The following is a 19,897-nucleotide window of genomic DNA, read 5'->3' on the forward strand; positions in this document are numbered from 1 at the left end:
CATGCCCGCCGGGACGGGCGGGCGGGAGGCGTGAGGGTGGTCATGCGATGACCACCCTCACGCCGGCCCGTCAGCGGACGGTTCTGGCTGGGCCGCCGGGACCGGACGAGCCTCTTTCTCCGCAACCACCTGTCGGAGAAAGGACCACCGTCATGTCCACCCTTGCCGAGCAACGGGCGGGCACCGCCCCCGCCGTTCTCACCGCCCGCCTCCGTCTGGTGCTGGTGGTGCTGCTCGCGGCCCAGTTCATGCTGGCCGTGGACTTCTCGATCCTGAACGTGGCGCTGCCGGTGATCGGCACGGGGCTGGGCTTCTCGCTGGCGCATCTGCAGTGGATCGGCACCGCGTTCGCGCTGTGCGCGGCCGGGTTCACCCTGCTGTTCGGGCGGGTCGCCGACCTGTTCGGACGCCGTCGGCTGTTCCTCGGCGGGCTGGTGGTCCTCGGCGCGGCCTCGCTGGCGGGCGGGCTGGCGCGGAGCCCCGAGGTGCTGATCGCGGCTCGCGTCTTCCAGGGCCTGGCCACCGCCGCGGTGACCCCGGCGGGCCTGTCGCTGTTGACCACCTCCTTCCCCGAGGGGCCGCTGCGGGAGAAGGCGCTGGGTCTGAACGGTGCGCTGATGTCGGCCGGTTTCACCACCGGCGCGATCCTCGGCGGGCTGCTGACGGACCTGCTGTCCTGGCGGTGGTCGTTCTTCATCAACGTCCCGGTCGCCCTCGCCGTCCTGCTGGTCGCGCCCGCCGTCGTCGCCGAGTCCCGGCCCGAGACGCGGCCGGGGCTGGACGTGCCGGGCGCCGTCACCGTCACGCTCGGCCTGCTGGCCGTCGTCCTCGGTCTCACCCAGGCCGGCGAACACGGCTGGGGCTCGCCCGCGGCCCTGCTGCCGCTGGCCACCGGCGTGCTCCTGCTGCTCGTGTTCCGGGCCGTGGAACGCCGGGTGCCGGAGCCGCTGGTGCCGCTCGGGGTACTCGGCAGGCGGACGGTGGCCTGGGGCAATGTCGCCGGTCTGATCGCGTTCGTCACCGAGACGTCCCTGGTGTTCCTGCTGACCCTCTACCTCCAGGAGGTGCTCGGCTTCTCTCCGCTGGCCGCCGGGCTGTCGTTCGGTGTGCTGGGCATCGGCACGGTCGTCGGCGGCGCGATCGCTCCGCGGGTCATCGGGCGGACCGGTGCGACGGCCGCGCTCGTCGGCGGGGGCCTTGTCCAGACCGTGTTCACGGCGGCCCTGCTCGGCCTCGGCACCGGTCACTCCTCGCTCTGGCTGCTGCCGGCGGCCACCTTCGCCGGGGGCGTGGGCAACATGCTGGTGATCGTCGGCTTCATGGTCACCGCCACGTCCGGTCTGGCCGACGGTGAGCAGGGTCTGGCCACCGGGTTGGCCACGATGACCCAGCAGATCGGGATCACGATGGGCACGCCGGTGATGAGCGCGGTCGCCACGGCCGCGATGACCGGCACGAGCGCCGCGGGTGTCCTTGCCGGACTGAAGACCGCGATCGCCGTGAACGCGGGCCTCGTTCTGCTCGGCGCGCTGACCAGCGGGGTGTTCCTGCGGCGGAGGGTGCGCTGAGGGGCGGGGACCGTCTCGGTGGGTTCGGCAGTAGCCCGGCTGCGGGTGCGTCGTGGCTGGTCGCACCCACGCGGCGGAGCCGCATATCGATACGGCCCCGCGCCCCATCAGCCGCGGGCGGCACCGGTCCGTCGTACCGCGCCCGCCAGCTCCAGCAACTCCCCGACCTCCCACTGGTCATACGCGTGCTCGCCGTACTTCGCGGCGAGCACGCTGCCGTCCGGGGTGATCAGGAAATCGGCGGGGAGACCGAACCGGCCGCCGTGCGGCCGGGACGCCGGGCCGCGTTCCCGGCCGCGCAGTATCGCCCAGGTGCTGCGGAGCACCGCCCGCACGATCGGTCCCCACACCCGTGGGTCCAGCAGTGCCCGGGGTGCCGACTCCACGCCGAACTCGACGTACAGCCGCTTGTCGGGGTCGGCCACGACGGCGAAGGGCAGGTCCGCCGTGTGCTGCCGCAGTTCGTCGGCGGGCGAGTGGAAGACGACCACCTCCCGGATGCCGGCGGCCTCGATCTCCGCGTGCCGCCGTACGAAGGACCGCAAGTGCAGGTTGCAGACCGGGCAGCCCGCGAAGCGGCGGAACTGGAGATGGACCAGCCCGTCCGGGTCGGGCACGGGGAGCGGCGGGCCGGAGACGGGAGTGAGTGCGCGGGGGCCGAGCTGAGAGCCGGGGCCGGGCGGCCGCCGGGGCGTGGACGGGGACATGGGCAACTGCCTCCCTCGTGGGCACGGCACGGACGCGTAGGCGTACGTCGTACGCCTACCAGCGTAGGCGTATGCCGTACGCTGTCAAGCGTCATGCCTCGATCCCGCTCCCTCACCCCCGACCGACTGGCCTCCGCCGCGCTCGCCGTCCTCGACCGCGACGGACTGGCCGGGCTGTCCATGCGTACGGTCGCCAGGGAACTCGGCATGAGCACGATGGCGCTCTACCGGTACGTGGCCGACCGCGAGGAACTGGAGCGGCTGGTCGTGGAGTTCGTGCTCGGGGCGGTCGACACCGAGGCGCCGCCGACGGACCTGCCGTGGCGCGAGCGCGTCGAGGTGATGGTGCGGCGGTTGCGGGACACGCTGCGCACGCATCCGTCGGTGATCCCGCTGTCGGTCGCCCACCGGCACCACTCCCGCGCGGTGCTGCGCTGGTCGGAGACGGTGCTCGGCATCCTCACGGACGCGGGCTTCGCGGGCGAGCGCCGGGTCGTGGCTCTGCGCAGCCTGGTCGCCTACGTCAACGGCGCCCTGCAGCTGGCGCAGCTCGGCTCCCTGTCGGGCGCGGGCACGGTGGCCATCTCCGCGCTGGATCCGGAGGAGTTCCCGCTCATGGCCCGGACCGCGGCAGACGCCCGACGGGTCGGCGTCGAGCGGGAGTTCTTCGGCGGCCTCACGGTGCTGCTGCGCGGCCTGGAGCCCTGAGGGACTTCCGGTTCAGTCCAGCTGCAGCCGGTCCGCCAGACCCGCCTGCTCGAACGCCGCCACCACGTCGTCGCGGGACTCGGTGAAGTGGGCCCAGCTGTCGCAGTGGGCCGGGACCACCCGGCGGGCGGCGAGCAGCCGGGCGGCGGTGGCCGTGCCCTTGCCGTCGAGGACGAGGAGGGCGTCGTCGAGGACGGGCATCCTGGGCGCGCCGGCGAAGAGGACGGCGGTGTCGACGGGGGCGTACCGGTCGGCGATCTCCTGGACCAGCTCCAGGGAGGCGTTGTCGCCGCTTACGTAGACGCTGGGCAGGTCGGCGGAGGTCAGCAGGAATCCGGTGACCTCGCCGACGAGCGGCTCGGAGCCCTTGGGGCCGTGCAGGGCCGGGGCGGCGGTCACGGTGACCGTGCCGCCGTCGGGGCGGGGCAGGTCGACGGACTGCCAGGGGGTGAGCGGCTCGGTGCCGCCGCCGAGCCGGCCGGCCGCTGCCGGGGTAGTGAGGGTGCGCGGGGTGGCGGCGAGCAGGGCGCGGCCGGAGTGGTCGAGGTTGTCGGCGTGCTGGTCGTGCGAGAGCAGGACGACGTCCACCGGGCCGAGTGCGGCGGCGCTCGTGCGGGGCGGGGCGGTCTTGGTGAGGGTGCGGCCGCTGGGGGACGGGTAGTCGCCGGGGTCGTCGAAGGTGGGGTCGGTGAGGAAGCGGAGTCCGCCGTACTCGATGAGGACGGTGGGGCCGCCGAGGACCTGGACGGGAATCTGCTCGCCGGAAACGGGGATCTGCTCGCCGGAGTCGGGAAACTGCTCGTCGAATTCGGCGGAACCGGAGGAATCGGCGGAACGGGCGGCCATGGTGGTTCACCTCACGGATAGGGGAACTTGCATCCGTGAGAGACGCTACGCCTGTCTCACGGATGACGGCAAGCCGTACCATGAGAACCGTGAACCCCGTGACCCCAGCGACCCCCGCCGACGCCGAGGAGAGCGCCGAGCGGGCTCTCCTGCCGCCCGCGCCCGGCGCCGCGCAGCATCGCGCCCTCGACCTGGCCAACAGCGCGATCGTCCTACCCGGCGGAGGGCGGGTCGACCTGCTCGACACGCCCTCCGCGGCCCAGCGCTGGCTGGTGGAGCGCGGGCTCGCCCCGGCCGAGGCCGATCTGCGCGAGACGTGCGCGAGCCGGCTGCGCTCCCTGCGTGAGCGGATCCGCCCTCTGCTCGCGTCCCGCGTCGAGGGCCGCCCCGCGCCCGCCGATGCCCTGGCCGCCGTCAACGAGGCCCTCACCCTCGCCCCGGCGGCCCTGCTGCTGCAGTGGTCGCCCGAGCGCGGCCTGTACCGCGCCACGGCCCACCCCACCACCCAGATCGTCGAACACGCCCTGGCCGCCCTCGCCGCCGACGCCGCCGACCTGCTCACCGGCCCCGACGCCGGCCGTCTCACCGCCTGCGGCTCGGCCCCCTGCAACCGCTTCCTGCTCCGCCACGGCCGCCGCCACTGGTGCTCCACCCGCTGCGGCGACCGCGCCCGTGCGGCCCGCGCCTACGCCCGCCGCACGGCTCGGCCGCAGGGCGACTGAGCACACCCGAAGCATGGTGGATGCACACACCTCCCCCACTGAAATGACATGAACCGTTCACCGACGCTCCTTCTACGGCGACCGGAACCGACAGCATCCGGCCATTGACTCTCCCCGCGCGGGAACCGCCGTTCTCGCACATGTCGCTACATGTCGCTGCATGTCGCATGAGGGGGCCACACGTGGTGTCCGCGGTAGAGGGATCCGGCAGAGCGGAGCCCAGCAGACCTGAAGGGCCGAAGCATCCCGAAAGCCCCCCGCCACAACGGGGGTTGGCCGCCCGCGGCCTCGGGGACCGGTTCTTCCGATACCAGTTGACGGCCACTGGCGTGACCGTCCTCACGATCATGGCGGCGATTGGCCTGTTCCTGTTGCTCAGGGCCGGGCAGGCGCTGCACGCACGGGGATTCGCGTTCCTCACCACCGCCGAATGGCAGCCGGACGTCCACCGGTTCGGCATCGCCGCGGTCCTCACCGGCACCGTACTGATCGCCGCCGTCGCCGTGACGATCTCCGTTCCCCTGGCCGTGGGCACCGCGCTGTTCATCTCCGACGTGGCCCCGCGCCCGCTGCGGCGCACCCTCGTCACGATGGTCGACCTGATGGCGGCCGTTCCGTCGGTGGTGTACGGGCTGTGGGGGCTGTTCTTCCTCCAGCAGCATGTGATCGGTCTGTCGCGCTGGCTGAGCGACTGGTTCGGGTGGATGCCGCTGTTCACGGTGGACGGCACCCAGCCGGGCGAACCGCTCGCCTCCGAGAGCGTCTACACCGCCTCCACCTTCGTCGCCGGGATCGTCGTCGCCCTCATGGTCGCGCCGATCCAGTGCTCGGTGATGCGCGAGGTGTTCGCGCAGGCCCCGGCCGGCGAGCGGGAGGGCGCCTACGCGCTCGGCGCGACCCGCTGGGGCATGATCCGGGCGGTCGTCCTGCCGTACGGCAAGGGCGGGATCATCGGCGGCACGATGCTGGGGCTCGGCCGGGCGCTCGGCGAGACCATCGCCGTGTACCTGATCATCTCGCCGGTCTTCCGCGTCCAGTGGCACATCCTGCAGACCGGCTCGAACTCCGTCTCGTCCCTCATCGCCCTGCACTACGGCGACGCGTCGCCCTTCGGCATGTCGGCGCTGATGGCGGCGGGCCTGGCCCTGTTCCTGCTCACCCTGGCGGTCAACTTCACCGCCTCGTCCATCGCGGCCCGTTCCCGGTCCGGCGCGCAGAGCGAGGCGTGACGATGACTGTCGTACAAGAAGTCCAGGAAGTCCTGGCAGACGCCGTCCCCCGGGAAGCCGCGGTCGACGTCCCCGACGTACCGCGCCGCATCGGCGGCCCCACCCTGAGCGGGGTCCTCTCCCTCCTGGGCGCCGCCGCCTCGGGCCTGTGCACGGCCGTGCTGCTGTTCGGTGAACTCGCGCCCTTCTCCGGCGCGTTGGGCTTCGCCGTCACCGCGTACGCCGTCTTCCTGCTCGTCTACGCCGTGCTCACCGGGCTGGAGGAGGACGCCCAGGCGGTACGGGACCGGGTGATCACGGTCGTGCTGTGGACGGCGGCCGCACTGATGCTCTGCGCGCTCGCGCTGGTGGTCGGCTTCACCGCCTGGCGCGGCCGCGAGGCCCTGACGCACGGCAACTTCTTCACCCAGGACATGCAGGCGGCAGGCCCGCTGGACCCGCTGACCGACGGCGGCATCGCACACGCCATGCTCGGCACGCTCATCATGATCACCATCGCCCTGGCGATCACGGTTCCGCTGGGCCTGGCCTGCGCCGTCTACCTCAACCAGGTCCCCGGCCGCTTCTCCCGTTTCGTGCGCACGATCGTGGAGGCGATGACAGCGCTGCCGTCCGTCGTGGCCGGGCTGATGGTGTACGCCACCTGGATTCTCGGGCTCGGCATGCAGAAGTCGGGGCTCGCGGCCGGGTTCGCGATCAGCGAGATGATGCTGCCGATCGTGATCCGGGCGGCGGACGTGGTGCTGCGGCTGGTGCCGGGCACGCTGACGGAGGCGGCGGAGGCGCTGGGCGCGCCGCGCTGGCGGACCGTGTGGCACGTGGTGCTGCCCACCGCGCGCTCGGGCCTGGCCACCGCGGTCATCCTCGGCACGGCGCGCGGCATCGGCGAGACCTCACCGGTCCTGCTGACGGCCGGATTCACGGCGGCGCTGAACGCCGACCCGACCGACGGCCCGATGGTCTCCCTCCCCCTCGCCGTCTTCAACTTCGTCAAGTCCCCCCAACCGGCCATGATCGCCCGCGGCTTCGGCGCGGCGGCGGTGCTGATGGCGCTGGTCCTGGTCCTCTTCGCCATCGCCCGCATCATCGGCGGCCGGGGACCCGGCCACCAGAGCAGGCACCAGGCGAGGAGGGCGGCACGGGCCTCCCGCCGCGATGTGGAGAGGTACGCCGAACTGCACTCGCCGGGACTGCGGCTGTTCGAGACCGGTTCCGCTGACCACACCGACGGAGAAACCCACTGATGCTCACGACACTCCGCAGACTGGGCATCCTGGCCGCCCTCCTCTGCGTACTCGCAACGGCGACCCCCGCGGTCGCCGACAGCTACACCCCCATCTCCGGCGCCGGTTCCACCTGGGCGGAGAACGCCGTGGACGAGTGGCGCCGGGCGGTGAACCAGTACGGCATGCGGATCAGTTACGCCGGCACCGGTTCCTCCGACGGCCGGCGTCAGTTCCTCAGCGGCACGGTCGACTTCGCGGTGTCGGACATCCCGTTCCAGACCCACCCGACCGACGGCTCCGCCGCGGAGCGCCCGGCGCCGGGGTCGTACGCGTACATGCCGATCGTGGCCGGCGGCACCGTGTTCATGTACCACCTGACGGTCAACGGGCAGCGGGTCACCAATCTGCGCCTGTCCGGGGACAACGTCACGAAGATCTTCACGGGGGTGATCCGGTCCTGGGACGACCCGGCGATCAAGGCCGACAACCCCGGGCTCCAGCTGCCCCACCGCACGATCGTCCCGGTCGTCCGGTCCGACGGCTCCGGCTCCACCGCCCAGTTCACGCTGTGGATGGCCAACCAGCACAGGGCGCTGTGGCAGGCGTACTGCAGCCGTGTCGGCCGCTCCGGCGCCTGTGGGCAGACGTCGTACTACCCGACGGTCCCCGGCATGATCGCCCAGTCCGGCGACCTCGGCGTGGCGGGCTATGTCGCCCAGAACTACGGCGAGGGCGCGATCGGTTACGTCAACTACTCCTACGCGATCAACGCGCACTACCCGGTCGCCAAGGTCCTGAACCACGCCGGCTACTACACCGAGCCGACCCCGCAGAACGTCGCCGTCTCGCTGCTCAAGGCGAAGATCAACACGAACAGGAACAGCCCGGACTACCTCACCCAGCAGCTCGACGGCGTCTACAACGACACCGACAAGCGCAACTACCCGCTGTCCAGCTACTCGTACATGATCCTGCCGCTGAAGGTGCAGGGCACCTTCACCGAGGACAAGGGCAAGACGCTCGGCGCGTTCTCGTACTACTTCATGTGCCAGGGCCAGCAACAGGCGCCCGACCTCGGCTACTCCCCGCTGCCGATCAACCTGGTGCAGGCGGGCTTCGACCAGATCCGCCGGATCCCGGGCGTGCGGGCGCAGAACATCAACATCAGGAACTGCAACAACCCCACCTTCACACCCGACGGCCACAACCGGCTCGCCGACACCGCGCCCTACCCGGCCGCCTGCGACAAGCTGGGCGCCCCGCCGTGCACCACGGGCAGCGGCGGCGCCAAGGAGGGCGGAAGCGGCGGTGGTTCGGGCGGCGCCTCCGGCGGCACGGGCGCCAGCGGCGGCGGCGCGAACGGCGGCTCGGCGAACGGCGGCACCGCGAGCGGAGGGACGGCCGCCGGCGGCAGCGGCGCGGCGGGCGGTGGTGCCGGTGGCGGCGGCAGCGCGCAGCCGTCCATCGACCCCGACACCGGGCAGACCATCGCGCCGGGCGGCGGCTCCGGAGGGAGCGGCGGCACCGGCGGCACCGCGGCGGCCGGCGGGACCATCGCGCTCGCCCAGCCGGTCGCCGTCGCCGCCGGGCACGGCTGGACCACCACCCAGACCCTGATGCTGCTCGCCGTGATCCTGCTCCTCGGCCTGCTCCTGCTGCCCTCCCTGGTGTCCCGGCTGGTCGGCGCCCGCTCCGGACTCGGCACCACCGACGACCGCGCCGGCGAGGGGAGTTCCCGGTGACACGGCTGCGCACCCGCGTCCGCCGCGCCCTCACCCGGCTGCTCGCCGGGGCCGCCGCCGGCGCCCTGGCCGGGCTGGCTCTCGCCCAGGCGGCCCCGTCCGCCACGGCGGCCGCCGACGGCACCGGCTCCGCCGTCACGGTCTCCGGACGCGGCGAGTTCAAGGACATGAGGTTCACGGTGGACCGCACCACCCACCTCACCAGCCAGGCGATCAAGGTCTCCTGGACCGGCGGCACCCCGACCACGTTCGCGGGCACGCTGTTCAACACGGACTTCGTGCAGATCATGCAGTGCTGGGGCGACGACGACCACACCGTGCCGGACAACCCGGGGCCGCCACGCACCCAGTGCCAGTACGGCGGCTCCCCGACCACCGACCGCGGCAACTGGCCCGGCAACGGCCAGGACGACACCCGCCAGGTGTTCTACAGCGCCGACCCCACGAACTACGGCCAGGACAACGTCTACGGCGCCGCCAACCCGAACGCCCCGGCCGAGGTGCCGTTCAAGGCGGTGGACGGCACGGTCGTCACCACCAACACGCAGAACAACCCCTACTTCAACCGCAACACCACCAACGAGGTGGACTTCGCCCGCACCGGCGCCGACGGCACCGGCCAGGAGTACTTCGAGGTGCAGACCGCGAACGAGGCCCCGCACCTGGGCTGCGGCGTCCCGGTCACCCGCAACGGGGTCACCACGCCCCGCCGCTGCTGGCTGGTGATCGTCCCGCAGGGCCATCTGGACCTGGACGGCCAGCCGTACGCCGACCACAGCCAGGTCAACGCGGGCTCCCCGGTCTCCTCCACCAACTGGCGCAACCGCATCGCCGTCCCGCTCGACTTCAACGCGGTCGGCGCCAACTGCGCACTCGGCGCCAAGGAGCGGCCCACCCTGGGCAGCGAGCTCGCCGCCGACGCCATGACCAGCTGGCAGGCGGCCCTGTGTCCGGCCGGGAAGGTGTACGGCTACACCGAGATGGGCGAACCGGACACCCGTGACCGGCTGACCCGCAAGGGCGACACGGGCCTCGGCTTCACCACCCGCGCCCTGGGCGCCGACTACGGTACGGCGGCCCCGTCAGGCACGACGACATACGCACCCGTCGCCCTGTCCGGCGCGGTCATCGGGTTCACCATCGAACGCAGACCGAAGGCCGGGGCGCCGGAGGACATCCGGAAACTGGCGGGCACCAAGGTCGAGTCGATCAGGCTCACGCCCCGTCTGGTAGCCAAGCTGCTCACGGAGTCGTACCGCAACTCGCCCTGGGGTGCGGTCGTCGGCGGCAGGACGGCCAAGGGCTACGACTGGGCGAGGAACAACCCCGCGGGCCTCGCGAGCGACCCGGAGTTCATCGAGCTCAACCCGGAGTTCGCCTACCTCTCGGTCGCCGAGACCCCGGCCACTGACACCGATCTGCTCACCTCGCTCGGCCACAGCGACAGCGCCCGCGCGCTGTGGCAGTGGATCCTCGCCGACAAGCAGGCCCGGCAGTTCCTCGCCGGGGTCTCCGACCGCTGGGGCATGCAGGTCAACCCGTACTACAGCACCAAGCCGGACGTGAACCCCGCCGGCGCCGCCTTCGACCCCGAGCACACGGACGACTACCCGAAGTCCGACCCCTGGTGCACGGTCCCGCCCGGCACGGACGCGCCCAAGGACGACACGCAGTGCATGACCGACTTCCACCCCTACGTCACCGACATGCACGCCGGTGCCCTGCACACCCGGCGGGCCGACGTGCTGTGGAAGTCGACCTGGGACCCGCTGGCCAACCCGCCCGCCTACAAGCTGCCCGGCCCGCAGACGGTCGGCTCCCGGTTCGTCGTCACGGTCACCGACGCGGCCTCCGCCGCCCGCTACGGCCTGCAGACCGCCCGGCTGCGCAACACGGCGGGTGACTTCGTGGCCCCGACGACCACGTCCCTGACCGAGGCCGCCAAGAGCGCCTCCGGCAAGGACGTCGCCGAGATCACCCCGGCCGGCGCCACCGCGAAGGGCGCCTACCCGCTCGCCCAGCTGGTGTGGGCGGCCGTGCGCCCGGGGTCGCTGAAGGCGAACGCCCGCGCGGACTACGCGGCGCTGCTGCGGTACGCGGCCGGCGCCGGCCAGATACAGGGAGCCGACCCGGGCCGGCTGCCCGCCGGGTACGCCCCGCTCTCCCGTGGCCTGCGCGAGCGCGCCCTGAAGGCCGCCGACACCCTGGCGCACTACACCGGCCCGGGACCCTCCGGGGACGACGGCGGCACGAGCGGCGGCACCGTCGGCGGCGGCTCCGAGACCATCGGCACCGGAGGCGGTTCGGGCGGCATCATCCCCGGAGGCCCCGCCGGTGACGGCGGCACGGGCGGCAGGACCGGCGGCGCGGACGGCGGCGGCAGCGGCAAGGCCTCGCCGTCGCCGAGCGCGCAGGCGTCGTACGACGGCGGCAAGGCCGTGCAGACCACCGCCGCCCAGACCACCCCCGACGACCCGGCGAACCCGCTGCGGTGGGCCGTACCCGCCGGGGCCGCGCTCGGTGCCGCCGCCGGCCTCGGCGCGCCCTTCGCCGGTGGCCGCAGGCTGCGGCTACCGCTGCGGGTGACGCTGCCCGGCGGTCGCACGGTGACGGTCGTCCCGGCCTTCACCCTGCCGGAGAGGCTGCGCCCGCCGCAGCCCTGACATCCGGCCCCCAGACGGCCGCCCGCCCCGACAGGCACTCGGGGCGGACGGCCCGTACCACCCTGCCAGATTCCCCTCTCACACCCGACGCACAACCGTCAGGAGACTCTCGATGCGCAGAACGCGCTTCACGGCGACGCTCGTCGCCGCCGCCGCGGTGGCCGGCGGCCTGGCTCTGACGAGCCCCGCCCACGCCGACCCCACCCCCGCCGGGACCTTCCGCAAGCTGGTCGGCGTGGGCTCCGACACCACCCAGGACGTGCTCAACGCCCTGGCCGGTGACACGGTGAACAAGAAGAGCTACGCCGACACGGCCGTGAAGTCGGCGAGCGGCGCGGGCATCGCCTCCTACGACGCGATCGAGCCCGGCACCGGCTCCACCACCTCGAACATCACCACCCGCTCCGGCGGCCCGTCCTTCCTGCGCCCGAACGGCTCCGGCAAGGGCCGCCTCGCCCTGAGCGAGTCACTGACCGGCGACAAGTACCCGGACTCCTCCGGCGTCGCCATCAAGAACCAGATCGACTTCGCCCGCTCCTCCAGCGGCCCGAGCACCTCCGGCACCACCCTGACCTACATCCCGTTCGCCCGGGACGCAGTCGGCGTCGCGGTGAAGGGCTCGGCGCTGGACACCCTCACGGTGGACCAGCTGCACGACATCTACTCCGGCACGCTCACCAAGGTGAACGGGCAGACCGTGCACCCGAAGATCCCGCAGAGCGGCTCGGGCACCCGCAAGTTCTTCCTGTCGGCGATCGGCCTGACCGACGCCACGCTCTCCCCGGACATCCCGACCGTCCAGGAGAACCAGGCCGACAGCGCGGTCGAGGAGGACGGCGCCCTGGTGCCGTTCTCCGTGGGCAGCTGGATCGCCCAGAACAACGACGTCGCCCCCGACTACAGCAAGCAGGCGGCGGCCGACGGGGCGCACCTGGCGGCCGTGCAGCTGCCCGGCGACACCGGCGCCACCACGCCGGTGATCACGGTCAACGGCAAGCTCTCCCCGGTCACCGCCTACTACGAGAACGCCACCTTCGGCCGTGACGTCTACAACGTCGTGCCGTCCCGGGCGATCGACCCGACCAGCATCTTCTTCGACAAGGACCTCTACGATGTCTTCGTCAGCAGCGGCAGCCACACCGCCGCGCTGGCCTCCGACAGCGCCGAGAAGGTCATCGCCGGCTTCGGCTTCGTCAACGAGCCGTACAACGGCTCGATCAGCGTGGCCAAGCACGCCAAGCTGGGCGGTCTTGAGGAGTCGGGCATCGACGCCTCGACGCCCGCCAAGCCCGGCCTGAAGGCGACCCTGGGCAGCGGAAGCCTGAAGCTGTCCTGGACGGCCCCGGCGGCCACCGGTCTGCCGCTGACCGACTACCGGGTCACGCTGACCGGGTCCGACGGCGCCGTCGTGGCCGTCAAGGACCTCCCGGCGGGCACGACGTCGTACACCTTCACGGGCCTGGCGGTCGGCAGCTACACCGCCACCGTCACCGGAAACAACCTCAACGGCACGGGCGCCGCGGCCGTTTGGACCGGCACGGTCAAGTTCGCGAGCACCACCAAGGCGACGACCACGACCACCGCCTACGGCAAGACGCCCAAGGTCTCCGTCACCGTCACCGACTCGCACGGCGTGACCCCCACCGGCAAGGTCACGGTGAAGGAGGGCGGCACGGTCCTCGGCACCGGCACCCTGGACGCCTCCGGCAAGGCCACCGTCGCCCTGCCGAACCACCTCAAGGTCGCCACGCACACGCTGACCGTCTCCTACGCGGGCAGCGGCAAGCTCTACACGTCCTCCACGACGGCCAGCCTGAAGATCGTCAAGGCGACCCCGTCGGTGAGCACCTCCGCGCCGACCTCGATCAGCCACACCGCCCAGGCCAAGGTGACCGTCAAGGTCAGCGCGACCGGCACCACCCCGACCGGCACCGTGCGCATCTACGAGGGCTCCAGGATCCTCGCGACCGGCACGCTGAGCGGCGGCAAGGTGACCATCACCCTGCCGAAGCTGAGCCGCGGCACGCACACGCTGCACGCCTTCTACACCGGTTCCACCACGGTGAACTCCAAGGCCGGCGCGAACTTCACCATCAAGTCCACCTGATCCACCCGACCCACGGCTGCCGGGGAGCCCGCCCTTGCTCCCCGGCAGCCGGCCGACAGACGAAACATCCAGTGAAGGAGGCAGGCCGCCGTGACCGTCGCCGCCCCTGCCGCGCTCGCACCGGCCACGTCCGGCGCCGGGGTCCGCGGCCTGACCGCCGTACGGCATCTCGCCCGCGGCGCCCTGCTCAGCCTGGCCGCACTGCTGCTCGGCAGCACCGCCCAGCTGCTGGTGCTCAGCGGTGTCCAGCAACACAACTCCCAGCACGCCGCGTTCGACGAGCTGCGCGCCCAACTCGCCCTGGGCACCGCCCCGGTGGCCCAGACCGACCAGCAGGGCAGGCTGCTCGCGCCCGGCACCCCGGTCGCCCTCGTCGACATACCCGAGCTGGGCCTCACCCAGGTCGTGCTGGAGGGCACGGACTCCTCGGTGCTGACCGACGGCCCCGGACACCGCCGGGACACGCCGATGCCCGGGCAGTCCGGCACCAGCGTGCTGATGGGCCGGGCGGCCGCGTACGGCGGCCCGTTCGGGCACCTGGCCGAGCTGGCGGCCGGGGACACGTTCACCGTGACCACCGGCCAGGGCAAGGCGCGCTACCGGGTCACCGATGTCCGCCGGGCCGGTGACCCGGCACCCGCGCCCCTGGCCTCCGGCAAGGGCCGTCTGGTGCTGGTCACGGCCACCGGTCCCCGTTTCATGCCGAGCGGCGTCCTGCGCGTCGACGCCGGCCTGCTCTCGGCGCCGTTCCAGACCCCGGCCGCGGTGATCCGCTCCGGCACCCTGCCCGACTCCGAGGAGCCGCTGGCCCGGCCCTCCGGGGTGCCGTGGCCGCTGGTGATGTGGCTGCAGGCGCTGCTGCTCGCGGCGGTCGCCGCGGTGTGGACCTGGCACCGCTGGGGCCGCCACCAGACGTGGCTGGTCTTCGCCCCGGTCCTCGCGGTGCTCGGCCTTCAGGTCGCCACCCGCACCACCGAACTCCTCCCGAACCTGCTGTAGCCCCCACCGAGCCCTCTGTCACCGAGGTGGCCCCCATGACCGACACCGCCGTACTCCCCGCGACCGACGCCCCGTCCGCCCGGCCCGCCACCCTGGAGGCCCGCGCGGTCTCGGCCTGGTTCGGCAACCACCAGGTGCTCAGCCGGGTCTCGCTGACCATGCCGGCGGGCCGGGTGACCGCCCTGATCGGCCCCTCCGGCTGCGGCAAGTCCACGTTCCTGCGCACCCTGAACCGCATGCACGAGCTGATCCCCAGGGCGGCCTTCGGCGGCGAGGTGCTCTTCGAGGGCGAGGACATCTACGCCCCCGAGCGCCGGCTCACCGACGCCCGGCGAAGCATCGGCATGGTCTTCCAGAAGCCGAACCCGTTCCCGGCGATGTCGATCTACGACAACGTGGTGGCGGGCCTGAAACTGACCGGCACCCGCGTCAGCCGCCGCGAGAAGGACGAACTGGTCGAGGAGTCCCTGACCCGGGCCGGCCTGTGGAAGGAGGTCGGCGACCGCCTCCGGCAGCCCGGCGGCGCGCTCTCCGGCGGCCAGCAGCAGCGCCTGTGCATCGCCCGCGCCCTCGCCGTGCGCCCCCGGGTCCTGCTCATGGACGAGCCGTGCTCGGCGCTCGATCCGACCTCCACCCGCCGCGTCGAGGAGACGATCCAGGACCTGCGGGACGAGGTCACGATCGTGATCGTCACCCACAACATGCAGCAGGCCGCCCGCGTCTCCGACCAGTGCGCCTTCTTCCTCGCCGAACAGGGCACGCCCGGCGGGATCGTCGAGCACGGCCCCACGGAGCAGATGTTCGACTCCCCGGCGGACGCGCGCACGGCGGACTACGTGGCGGGCCGCTTCGGCTGATCCGCCTGCGGCGCGCGAACCCGATCCCCCCGAACACACCCGGCGCCCCGGCCCCGGAGTGACAGCCGACACACGGCGCGGCGCCGTCTGGACGTCCTCGGCGCCGAACCGGCGGACCCTACGTATTGTAGGTTCCCGACCGCCAGCGGTCGCAGGGCTGTTCATTCGTCTGTTCATCGGGGGATCCATGCAGGACACGGAAACGGAGGCCGGCGGCGAGGTCTGTGTGCGCAGTCTGGCGCCGACGCTGGCCCTGCTGGTCGTCAGTCTTCTCGTCGCCGCCGTCGGCGTGTACGAGCTGTGCGGGTTCGGGCTGCACAGCCTCGACCGGCGGCCGCATCTGTTCAGTGACGGCCTCGCGACCGGCGGGGTGATCGTCGCCGTGGTCGCGGCCGGCGCGGCGGTGGGCAACCTGGCCTGGCATCTGACGGCGGCCCGGCGGGACCGGGGAGGGGCCGGGTGACGGGGCAGAGGAGGGTCCGGGGAAGCGCCGGGTAAGAGACGCGGTACGGGAAGGGCCGGGTAAGAGCGGTTGTCGGTACGCTCCTCTCCACACCGCCCAGTCGGTCTACCCTACAGGCTGTAGGGTCCAGGCGGCCCCGACCGGGGTCGCCCCCGTCCCCCTTCCCTCAAGGTGACCAGTCACCATGCCCGCTCAGCAGCCGACCCTGCTCTCCCCACAGGTCCCCGCACAGCGCGGCACGCGCCACGTGCCGCAGCTGCCCGTGCCCGGCCCCCGCCTGCGCGCGCGGGCGGCGTCGGCCACCGTGTGGTACCTGCGGCTGATCGCCGTCTTCAACATCATCGCGGTCATGTCGCTGCCGTTCCGCAAAGAGGTGCAGGAACACAACGACGGCAAGCTCTTCACCGCTCGCCACGTCCACGCGCACACGCACCACGCCGGCCAGTTCTTCACGCCGTACCTGGCCACCGCGGGTCTGGCCTCGGCCGCGGCGGCGATCTTCCTGGCGCTGGTGATGCGGCGCGGGAAGCGGGCCGCGTGGGTGGTCAACCTGCTGTGCGCGGGCCCCCTGTTCGTGCTGTACGTCCTCGCGCTCACCCAGCACCCGTTCCGCGACCACGCCTTCAACTGGGTCTCCACCGCCCTCACCGGCCTCTTCGTGGCCGCGCTGCTGATCGGCCGCCGAGAGTTCAACGCCATCGGCGACCCCTCCAACCCGAAGCTGGCGCTGGCCGTCGGCGCCGGCGGGATCCTGGTGACCGGCGGTCTCGGCACGCTGCTCGTGCACGCCACCAACAAGCTGCCCCACGCCCCCTGGGGCGAAGAGCTCGCCTACACCCTGCTGCGCGGCATCAGCGTCGGCCCGCTCGCCGACCGCGTCGACTCCGTGCACGCGCCCCGCTGGGCCGACATCGTCATCAACATCCTGCTCGCCGCGGCCTTCTGCCTGGTGCTGTACGCCTGCTTCCGTTCCCCGCGCGGCCGCAAGCTGCTCACCGAGGAGGACGAGTCCCGGCTGCGTACCCTGCTCGTCAAGCACGGCGCGCGCGACTCCCTCGGCTACTTCGCGCTGCGCCGCGACAAGGCCGCCATCTTCTCCCCCACCGGCAAGGCCGCCGTCACCTACCGCGTCGTCGGCGCGGTCTCCCTCGCCTCCGGCGACCCGATCGGCGACCCCGAGGCCTGGCCCGGCGCCATCGACGCCTGGCTCACCGAGGCCCGCCGGCACGCCTGGACCCCGGCCGTCATGGGCGCGAGCGAGGAGGCCGGCACGATCTACGCCCGACACGGCCTGGACGCGCTGGAGCTGGGCGACGAGGCGATCGTGGACATCGCGGACTTCACCCTCGAAGGCCGGGCGATGCGCGTGGTCCGCCAGGCCCACAACCGGGTCAAGCGGGCCGGCTACACGGTCCGCATCCGCCGCCACGAGGACATCCCCGCCGACGAGATGGCGCTGCTCGTCGAGTGCGCCGACCGCTGGCGCGACGGCGCCACCGAGCGCGGCTTCTCCATGGCCCTCGGCCGGCTCGGCGACCCGGTGGACGGCCGCTGCGTGATGCTGGAGTGCCGCGACGCCAACGACGAGCCGCGCGCCCTGCTCAGTTTCGTCCCCTGGGGCGAGCAGGGCCTGTCCCTGGACCTGATGCGCCGGGACCGCGACTGCGAGAACGGCCTGATGGAGTACATGGTCGTGGAGCTCCTGCTGCGCGCCAAGGAGCTGGACATCCAGCGGGTGTCGCTGAACTTCGCGATGTTCCGCTCGGTCTTCGAACGCGGCGCCCGCCTGGGCGCCGGCCCGGTCCTGCGCCTGTGGCGCTCCACCCTCACCTTCTTCTCACGCTGGTGGCAGATCGAGTCCCTCTACCGCGCCAACGCCAAGTACCGCCCGGTGTGGGAACCGCGTTTCCTGCTCTTCGCCAAGAGCAGCGACATCCCGAGGATCGGCCTGGCGAGCGCCCGGGCGGAGGGTTTCCTCACGCTGCCGGGGATGGGCGGGCGGAAGTCCTGAGCGGGAGCAGGCCGCTCACTTCACCCCGGCCGTCCGCAGCGCCGTCACCACCACGGACCGCGCCACACCGACCACGTCCCGCACCGACACACACTCCCGCGGACTGTGCGCCACCCGCACATCCCCCGGCCCGTACTGCAGGGTCGGTATCCCGGCCGCCGTGTACAACCGCAGGTCACTGCCGTACGGCGCCCCGCGCTCGCGCGGCCGGGAGCCGCCGTTCGCGTCGGCGCAGGCATCGGCCACGGTCCGCCGCAGCGGGTGCCCGTCCGCCAGCCGCCCGCTCGCGAACTGCCCGCCGGTCCAGGCCACTTGGGCCGGATTCTCCCGCAGCCAGGGATCACCGGCGCACACCTTCGCCACCCACTGCTCGAACTCCCGCCGCGCCGCGTCCGGCTCCTCCCCGATCCGCACCCCGAGCCGCCCCTCCGCGACCAGCAGGTCCGGCACGCTGCTGGCCCAGTCACCGGCCCGCAGCGTGCCGACGGACAGGGCGTACGGGATCGGGTACTCGGCCATCAGCGGGGACGGGTCCTGGTTGCGCGCGGCCTCCAGGTCCGCGAGCGCCCGGTGCAGCGACAGATACGCGTCGATCGCGCTGACCCCCGCGTCCCGTGAGCTGGCGTGGGCCGCCTTGCCGGGCACGGTGAGGCGGAAGGTGAGGGCGCCGGCGTTGGCGGTGACGAGGGTGCCCGCCGTAGGCTCGGTGATCACGCAGGCCTCTCCGGTGTGCCCGCGCCGCAGCGTCCCGAAGGCCCCGAGCCCGCCGTCCTCCTCCCCCACGACGAAGTGCACGGCGACCCGCCCCCGCAGCCGCACTCCGGCCGCCCGGATCGCGGCGAGCGCGGCGAGATGCACGACGAGCCCGGCCTTCATGTCACAGGCCCCCCGCCCGTGTACGACATCGCCCCCGACGACCCTCGGCACGAACGGATCCCCGTGCCACGCGGCCGGATCCCCGGGCGGTACGACGTCCACGTGCCCCTGCAGGATCAGCGTCGGCCCGTCCCCACCGTCCGCCGTGTACCCGACCAGGCCCCAGGCCTCGTCCCGGGCGGCCTCCGTCCCCGGAAACCCGGGGGCGGCGCGCAGGGCGGGCAGATCCATGGACCACAGATCGACGTCCAGCCCGAGCCGCTCCAGCCGTCCGGCGAGCAGATGCTGGATCTCCGACTCGGCCGGAGACCCGGTCACGCTCGGCACGGAGATCAGTTCCAGCAGCATCCGCCCGACGGCGGCCTCGTCCACGCACGCGACAGCGGCGGCCTCCACCTCGGCGAGCATCCTGCGGCCTCCCCCTCCCGAAGTCCGGCCTCGATCATCACCCCGGACCGGGCTCCTGGAACAGCCCGCGGCAGGGGCCTACTTGGCGGACGAGGGCCCGAGGTCCGGCACACTCACGGAATCGGTGACGGACTCGACGGAGTGGGACTCGGTGGCACCGTCCCGCCATCCGGGGTCGTAGGCGCAGGAGGTGCCGGCGCCGCCGCTGAAGTACTGCCGGTCCGGGGACCAGGTGAAGGACATCCGCTCGTCGCCGTCCCGGCGGACGTAGAGCGACCAGTCCGCGCCCTTCCCGCCCTCGCGGTACGACGTGACCTCCCAGCCCTCGTCCCGCAGCCGCCGGTGCAGTCTGCGCAGGCCGGGGACGGCCTGGCTCGCGGGCACATGGTCGAGCGCCCAGTCGTGGTACAGCCGGTAGGCTCCGTCGACGGTCTTGTCCTCGAGTCCCAGCGGGCCTCCGTCGTAGCAGTACTCGGCGTCGAGCGTGTTCTCCGGGCTGACGCCGACCCGCTCGACGCCCGGCCGCACGGTCCGGGTGAACCCCATGACGTCGTAGGCCTCCTGGGAGCGCTTGAAGACCCGGTCCGCCATGTCGTGCGGGGCGACCCGGGGATAGTCCGTCGCCCCGCACGAGTTCAGGGCGAGCGTTCCGATGAGGGCGAGTACGAGGGCGAGCGCGACGCCACCACACCCGAGGGATCCGAAGACGGCGAGGCGGGCCGCGGTACCGGTGGTGTCGGACGGTGTGGTCTTCTCGGGCATACG

At 72.7% G+C, this 19,897-nt stretch carries 16 protein-coding genes; 12 read left to right on the top strand and 4 right to left on the bottom strand.

Annotated elements, in window-relative coordinates:
- Positions 1–152: 152 nt before the first annotated feature.
- Positions 153–1,568, top strand: coding sequence for an MFS transporter (locus AB0M27_RS19335; protein ID WP_365723057.1), 1,416 nt, complete (start codon positions 153–155; stop codon positions 1,566–1,568).
- Between the two features lie 107 nt (positions 1,569–1,675).
- Here the strand turns inward: AB0M27_RS19335 and AB0M27_RS19340 are convergent, their stop codons facing one another.
- A complete protein-coding gene (locus AB0M27_RS19340) occupies positions 1,676–2,275 on the bottom strand; it encodes a peroxiredoxin-like family protein (RefSeq protein WP_365723058.1) in 600 nt (199 codons plus the stop codon).
- 93 nt (positions 2,276–2,368) lie between these two features.
- On the opposite strand from AB0M27_RS19340, the gene AB0M27_RS19345 reads away from it, so the two are divergent.
- The gene (locus AB0M27_RS19345; protein ID WP_365723059.1) at positions 2,369–2,983 is read left to right on the top strand and encodes a TetR/AcrR family transcriptional regulator; all 615 of its coding nucleotides are present in this window, start codon (positions 2,369–2,371) and stop codon (positions 2,981–2,983) included.
- A gap of 12 nt (positions 2,984–2,995) precedes the next feature.
- On the opposite strand, the gene AB0M27_RS19350 is transcribed toward AB0M27_RS19345, so the two are convergent.
- Positions 2,996–3,829 carry an MBL fold metallo-hydrolase gene (locus AB0M27_RS19350; RefSeq protein ID WP_365723060.1) on the bottom strand — a complete coding sequence of 278 codons (834 nt, stop codon included), beginning with the start codon at positions 3,827–3,829 and terminating at the stop codon, positions 2,996–2,998.
- Between the two features lie 98 nt (positions 3,830–3,927).
- Between AB0M27_RS19350 and AB0M27_RS19355 the strand changes: the two genes are divergently transcribed.
- The 10 genes from AB0M27_RS19355 (at position 3,928) to AB0M27_RS19400 (ending at position 17,848) form a co-directional block, all read left to right on the top strand.
- A complete protein-coding gene (locus AB0M27_RS19355) occupies positions 3,928–4,551 on the top strand; it encodes an ABATE domain-containing protein (protein ID WP_365723061.1) in 624 nt (207 codons plus the stop codon).
- A gap of 167 nt (positions 4,552–4,718) precedes the next feature.
- Positions 4,719–5,780 carry a phosphate ABC transporter permease subunit PstC gene (gene pstC, locus AB0M27_RS19360; protein WP_365723062.1) on the top strand — a complete coding sequence of 354 codons (1,062 nt, stop codon included), beginning with the start codon at positions 4,719–4,721 and terminating at the stop codon, positions 5,778–5,780.
- Positions 5,781–5,782: 2 nt separating this feature from the next.
- Positions 5,783–7,024 carry a phosphate ABC transporter permease PstA gene (pstA, locus tag AB0M27_RS19365; protein WP_365723063.1) on the top strand — a complete coding sequence of 414 codons (1,242 nt, stop codon included), beginning with the start codon at positions 5,783–5,785 and terminating at the stop codon, positions 7,022–7,024.
- A complete protein-coding gene (locus AB0M27_RS19370) occupies positions 7,024–8,748 on the top strand; it encodes a phosphate ABC transporter substrate-binding protein PstS (RefSeq protein WP_365723064.1) in 1,725 nt (574 codons plus the stop codon). The genes pstA and AB0M27_RS19370 overlap by 1 nt, the downstream gene beginning before the upstream one ends.
- On the top strand, positions 8,745–11,411 hold the full coding sequence (locus AB0M27_RS19375) for a hypothetical protein (protein WP_365723065.1): 2,667 nt from the start codon (positions 8,745–8,747) through the stop codon (positions 11,409–11,411). The genes AB0M27_RS19370 and AB0M27_RS19375 overlap by 4 nt, the downstream gene beginning before the upstream one ends.
- A 112-nt stretch (positions 11,412–11,523) precedes the next feature.
- Positions 11,524–13,518: an Ig-like domain repeat protein gene (locus tag AB0M27_RS19380; RefSeq protein WP_365723066.1), complete on the top strand. Its 1,995-nt coding sequence runs from the start codon at positions 11,524–11,526 to the stop codon at positions 13,516–13,518.
- A 90-nt stretch (positions 13,519–13,608) separates the two neighbouring features.
- Positions 13,609–14,517, top strand: coding sequence for a sortase (locus tag AB0M27_RS19385; protein WP_365723067.1), 909 nt, complete (start codon positions 13,609–13,611; stop codon positions 14,515–14,517).
- A 35-nt stretch (positions 14,518–14,552) separates the two neighbouring features.
- The gene (gene pstB / locus AB0M27_RS19390) at positions 14,553–15,374 is read left to right on the top strand and encodes a phosphate ABC transporter ATP-binding protein PstB (protein WP_365723068.1); all 822 of its coding nucleotides are present in this window, start codon (positions 14,553–14,555) and stop codon (positions 15,372–15,374) included.
- A gap of 187 nt (positions 15,375–15,561) precedes the next feature.
- Positions 15,562–15,837, top strand: a complete 276-nt coding sequence (locus tag AB0M27_RS19395) for a hypothetical protein (protein ID WP_365723069.1) — start codon at positions 15,562–15,564, stop codon at positions 15,835–15,837.
- Between the two features lie 184 nt (positions 15,838–16,021).
- A complete protein-coding gene (locus AB0M27_RS19400) occupies positions 16,022–17,848 on the top strand; it encodes a phosphatidylglycerol lysyltransferase domain-containing protein (protein ID WP_365723070.1) in 1,827 nt (608 codons plus the stop codon).
- Between the two features lie 15 nt (positions 17,849–17,863).
- On the opposite strand, the gene AB0M27_RS19405 is transcribed toward AB0M27_RS19400, so the two are convergent.
- Both AB0M27_RS19405 and AB0M27_RS19410 read right to left on the bottom strand, forming a co-directional pair.
- Positions 17,864–19,132 carry an ArgE/DapE family deacylase gene (locus AB0M27_RS19405; RefSeq protein WP_365723071.1) on the bottom strand — a complete coding sequence of 423 codons (1,269 nt, stop codon included), beginning with the start codon at positions 19,130–19,132 and terminating at the stop codon, positions 17,864–17,866.
- A 78-nt stretch (positions 19,133–19,210) separates the two neighbouring features.
- The gene (locus tag AB0M27_RS19410; protein WP_365723072.1) at positions 19,211–19,894 is read right to left on the bottom strand and encodes a hypothetical protein; all 684 of its coding nucleotides are present in this window, start codon (positions 19,892–19,894) and stop codon (positions 19,211–19,213) included.
- Between the last annotated feature and the right edge of the window lie 3 nt (positions 19,895–19,897).

Origin of the sequence: Streptomyces sp. NPDC052107, assembly GCF_040680215.1 — a bacterium.
In the GTDB taxonomy this organism is placed as follows: domain Bacteria; phylum Actinomycetota; class Actinomycetes; order Streptomycetales; family Streptomycetaceae; genus Streptomyces.

What these genes read in the sequence shown, in the direction of transcription:
- AB0M27_RS19335 (WP_365723057.1), top strand. Translation starts at nt 153, where the DNA reads ATGTCCACCCTTGCCGAGCAACGGGCGGGCACCGCCCCCGCCGTTCTC.
- AB0M27_RS19340 (WP_365723058.1), bottom strand. Translation starts at nt 2,275, where the DNA reads ATGTCCCCGTCCACGCCCCGGCGGCCGCCCGGCCCCGGCTCTCAGCTC.
- AB0M27_RS19345 (WP_365723059.1), top strand. Translation starts at nt 2,369, where the DNA reads ATGCCTCGATCCCGCTCCCTCACCCCCGACCGACTGGCCTCCGCCGCG.
- AB0M27_RS19350 (WP_365723060.1), bottom strand. Translation starts at nt 3,829, where the DNA reads ATGGCCGCCCGTTCCGCCGATTCCTCCGGTTCCGCCGAATTCGACGAG.
- pstC (WP_365723062.1), top strand. Translation starts at nt 4,719, where the DNA reads ATGAGGGGGCCACACGTGGTGTCCGCGGTAGAGGGATCCGGCAGAGCG.
- pstA (WP_365723063.1), top strand. Translation starts at nt 5,783, where the DNA reads ATGACTGTCGTACAAGAAGTCCAGGAAGTCCTGGCAGACGCCGTCCCC.
- AB0M27_RS19370 (WP_365723064.1), top strand. Translation starts at nt 7,024, where the DNA reads ATGCTCACGACACTCCGCAGACTGGGCATCCTGGCCGCCCTCCTCTGC.
- AB0M27_RS19380 (WP_365723066.1), top strand. Translation starts at nt 11,524, where the DNA reads ATGCGCAGAACGCGCTTCACGGCGACGCTCGTCGCCGCCGCCGCGGTG.
- pstB (WP_365723068.1), top strand. Translation starts at nt 14,553, where the DNA reads ATGACCGACACCGCCGTACTCCCCGCGACCGACGCCCCGTCCGCCCGG.
- AB0M27_RS19395 (WP_365723069.1), top strand. Translation starts at nt 15,562, where the DNA reads ATGCAGGACACGGAAACGGAGGCCGGCGGCGAGGTCTGTGTGCGCAGT.
- AB0M27_RS19400 (WP_365723070.1), top strand. Translation starts at nt 16,022, where the DNA reads ATGCCCGCTCAGCAGCCGACCCTGCTCTCCCCACAGGTCCCCGCACAG.
- AB0M27_RS19405 (WP_365723071.1), bottom strand. Translation starts at nt 19,132, where the DNA reads ATGCTCGCCGAGGTGGAGGCCGCCGCTGTCGCGTGCGTGGACGAGGCC.
- AB0M27_RS19410 (WP_365723072.1), bottom strand. Translation starts at nt 19,894, where the DNA reads ATGCCCGAGAAGACCACACCGTCCGACACCACCGGTACCGCGGCCCGC.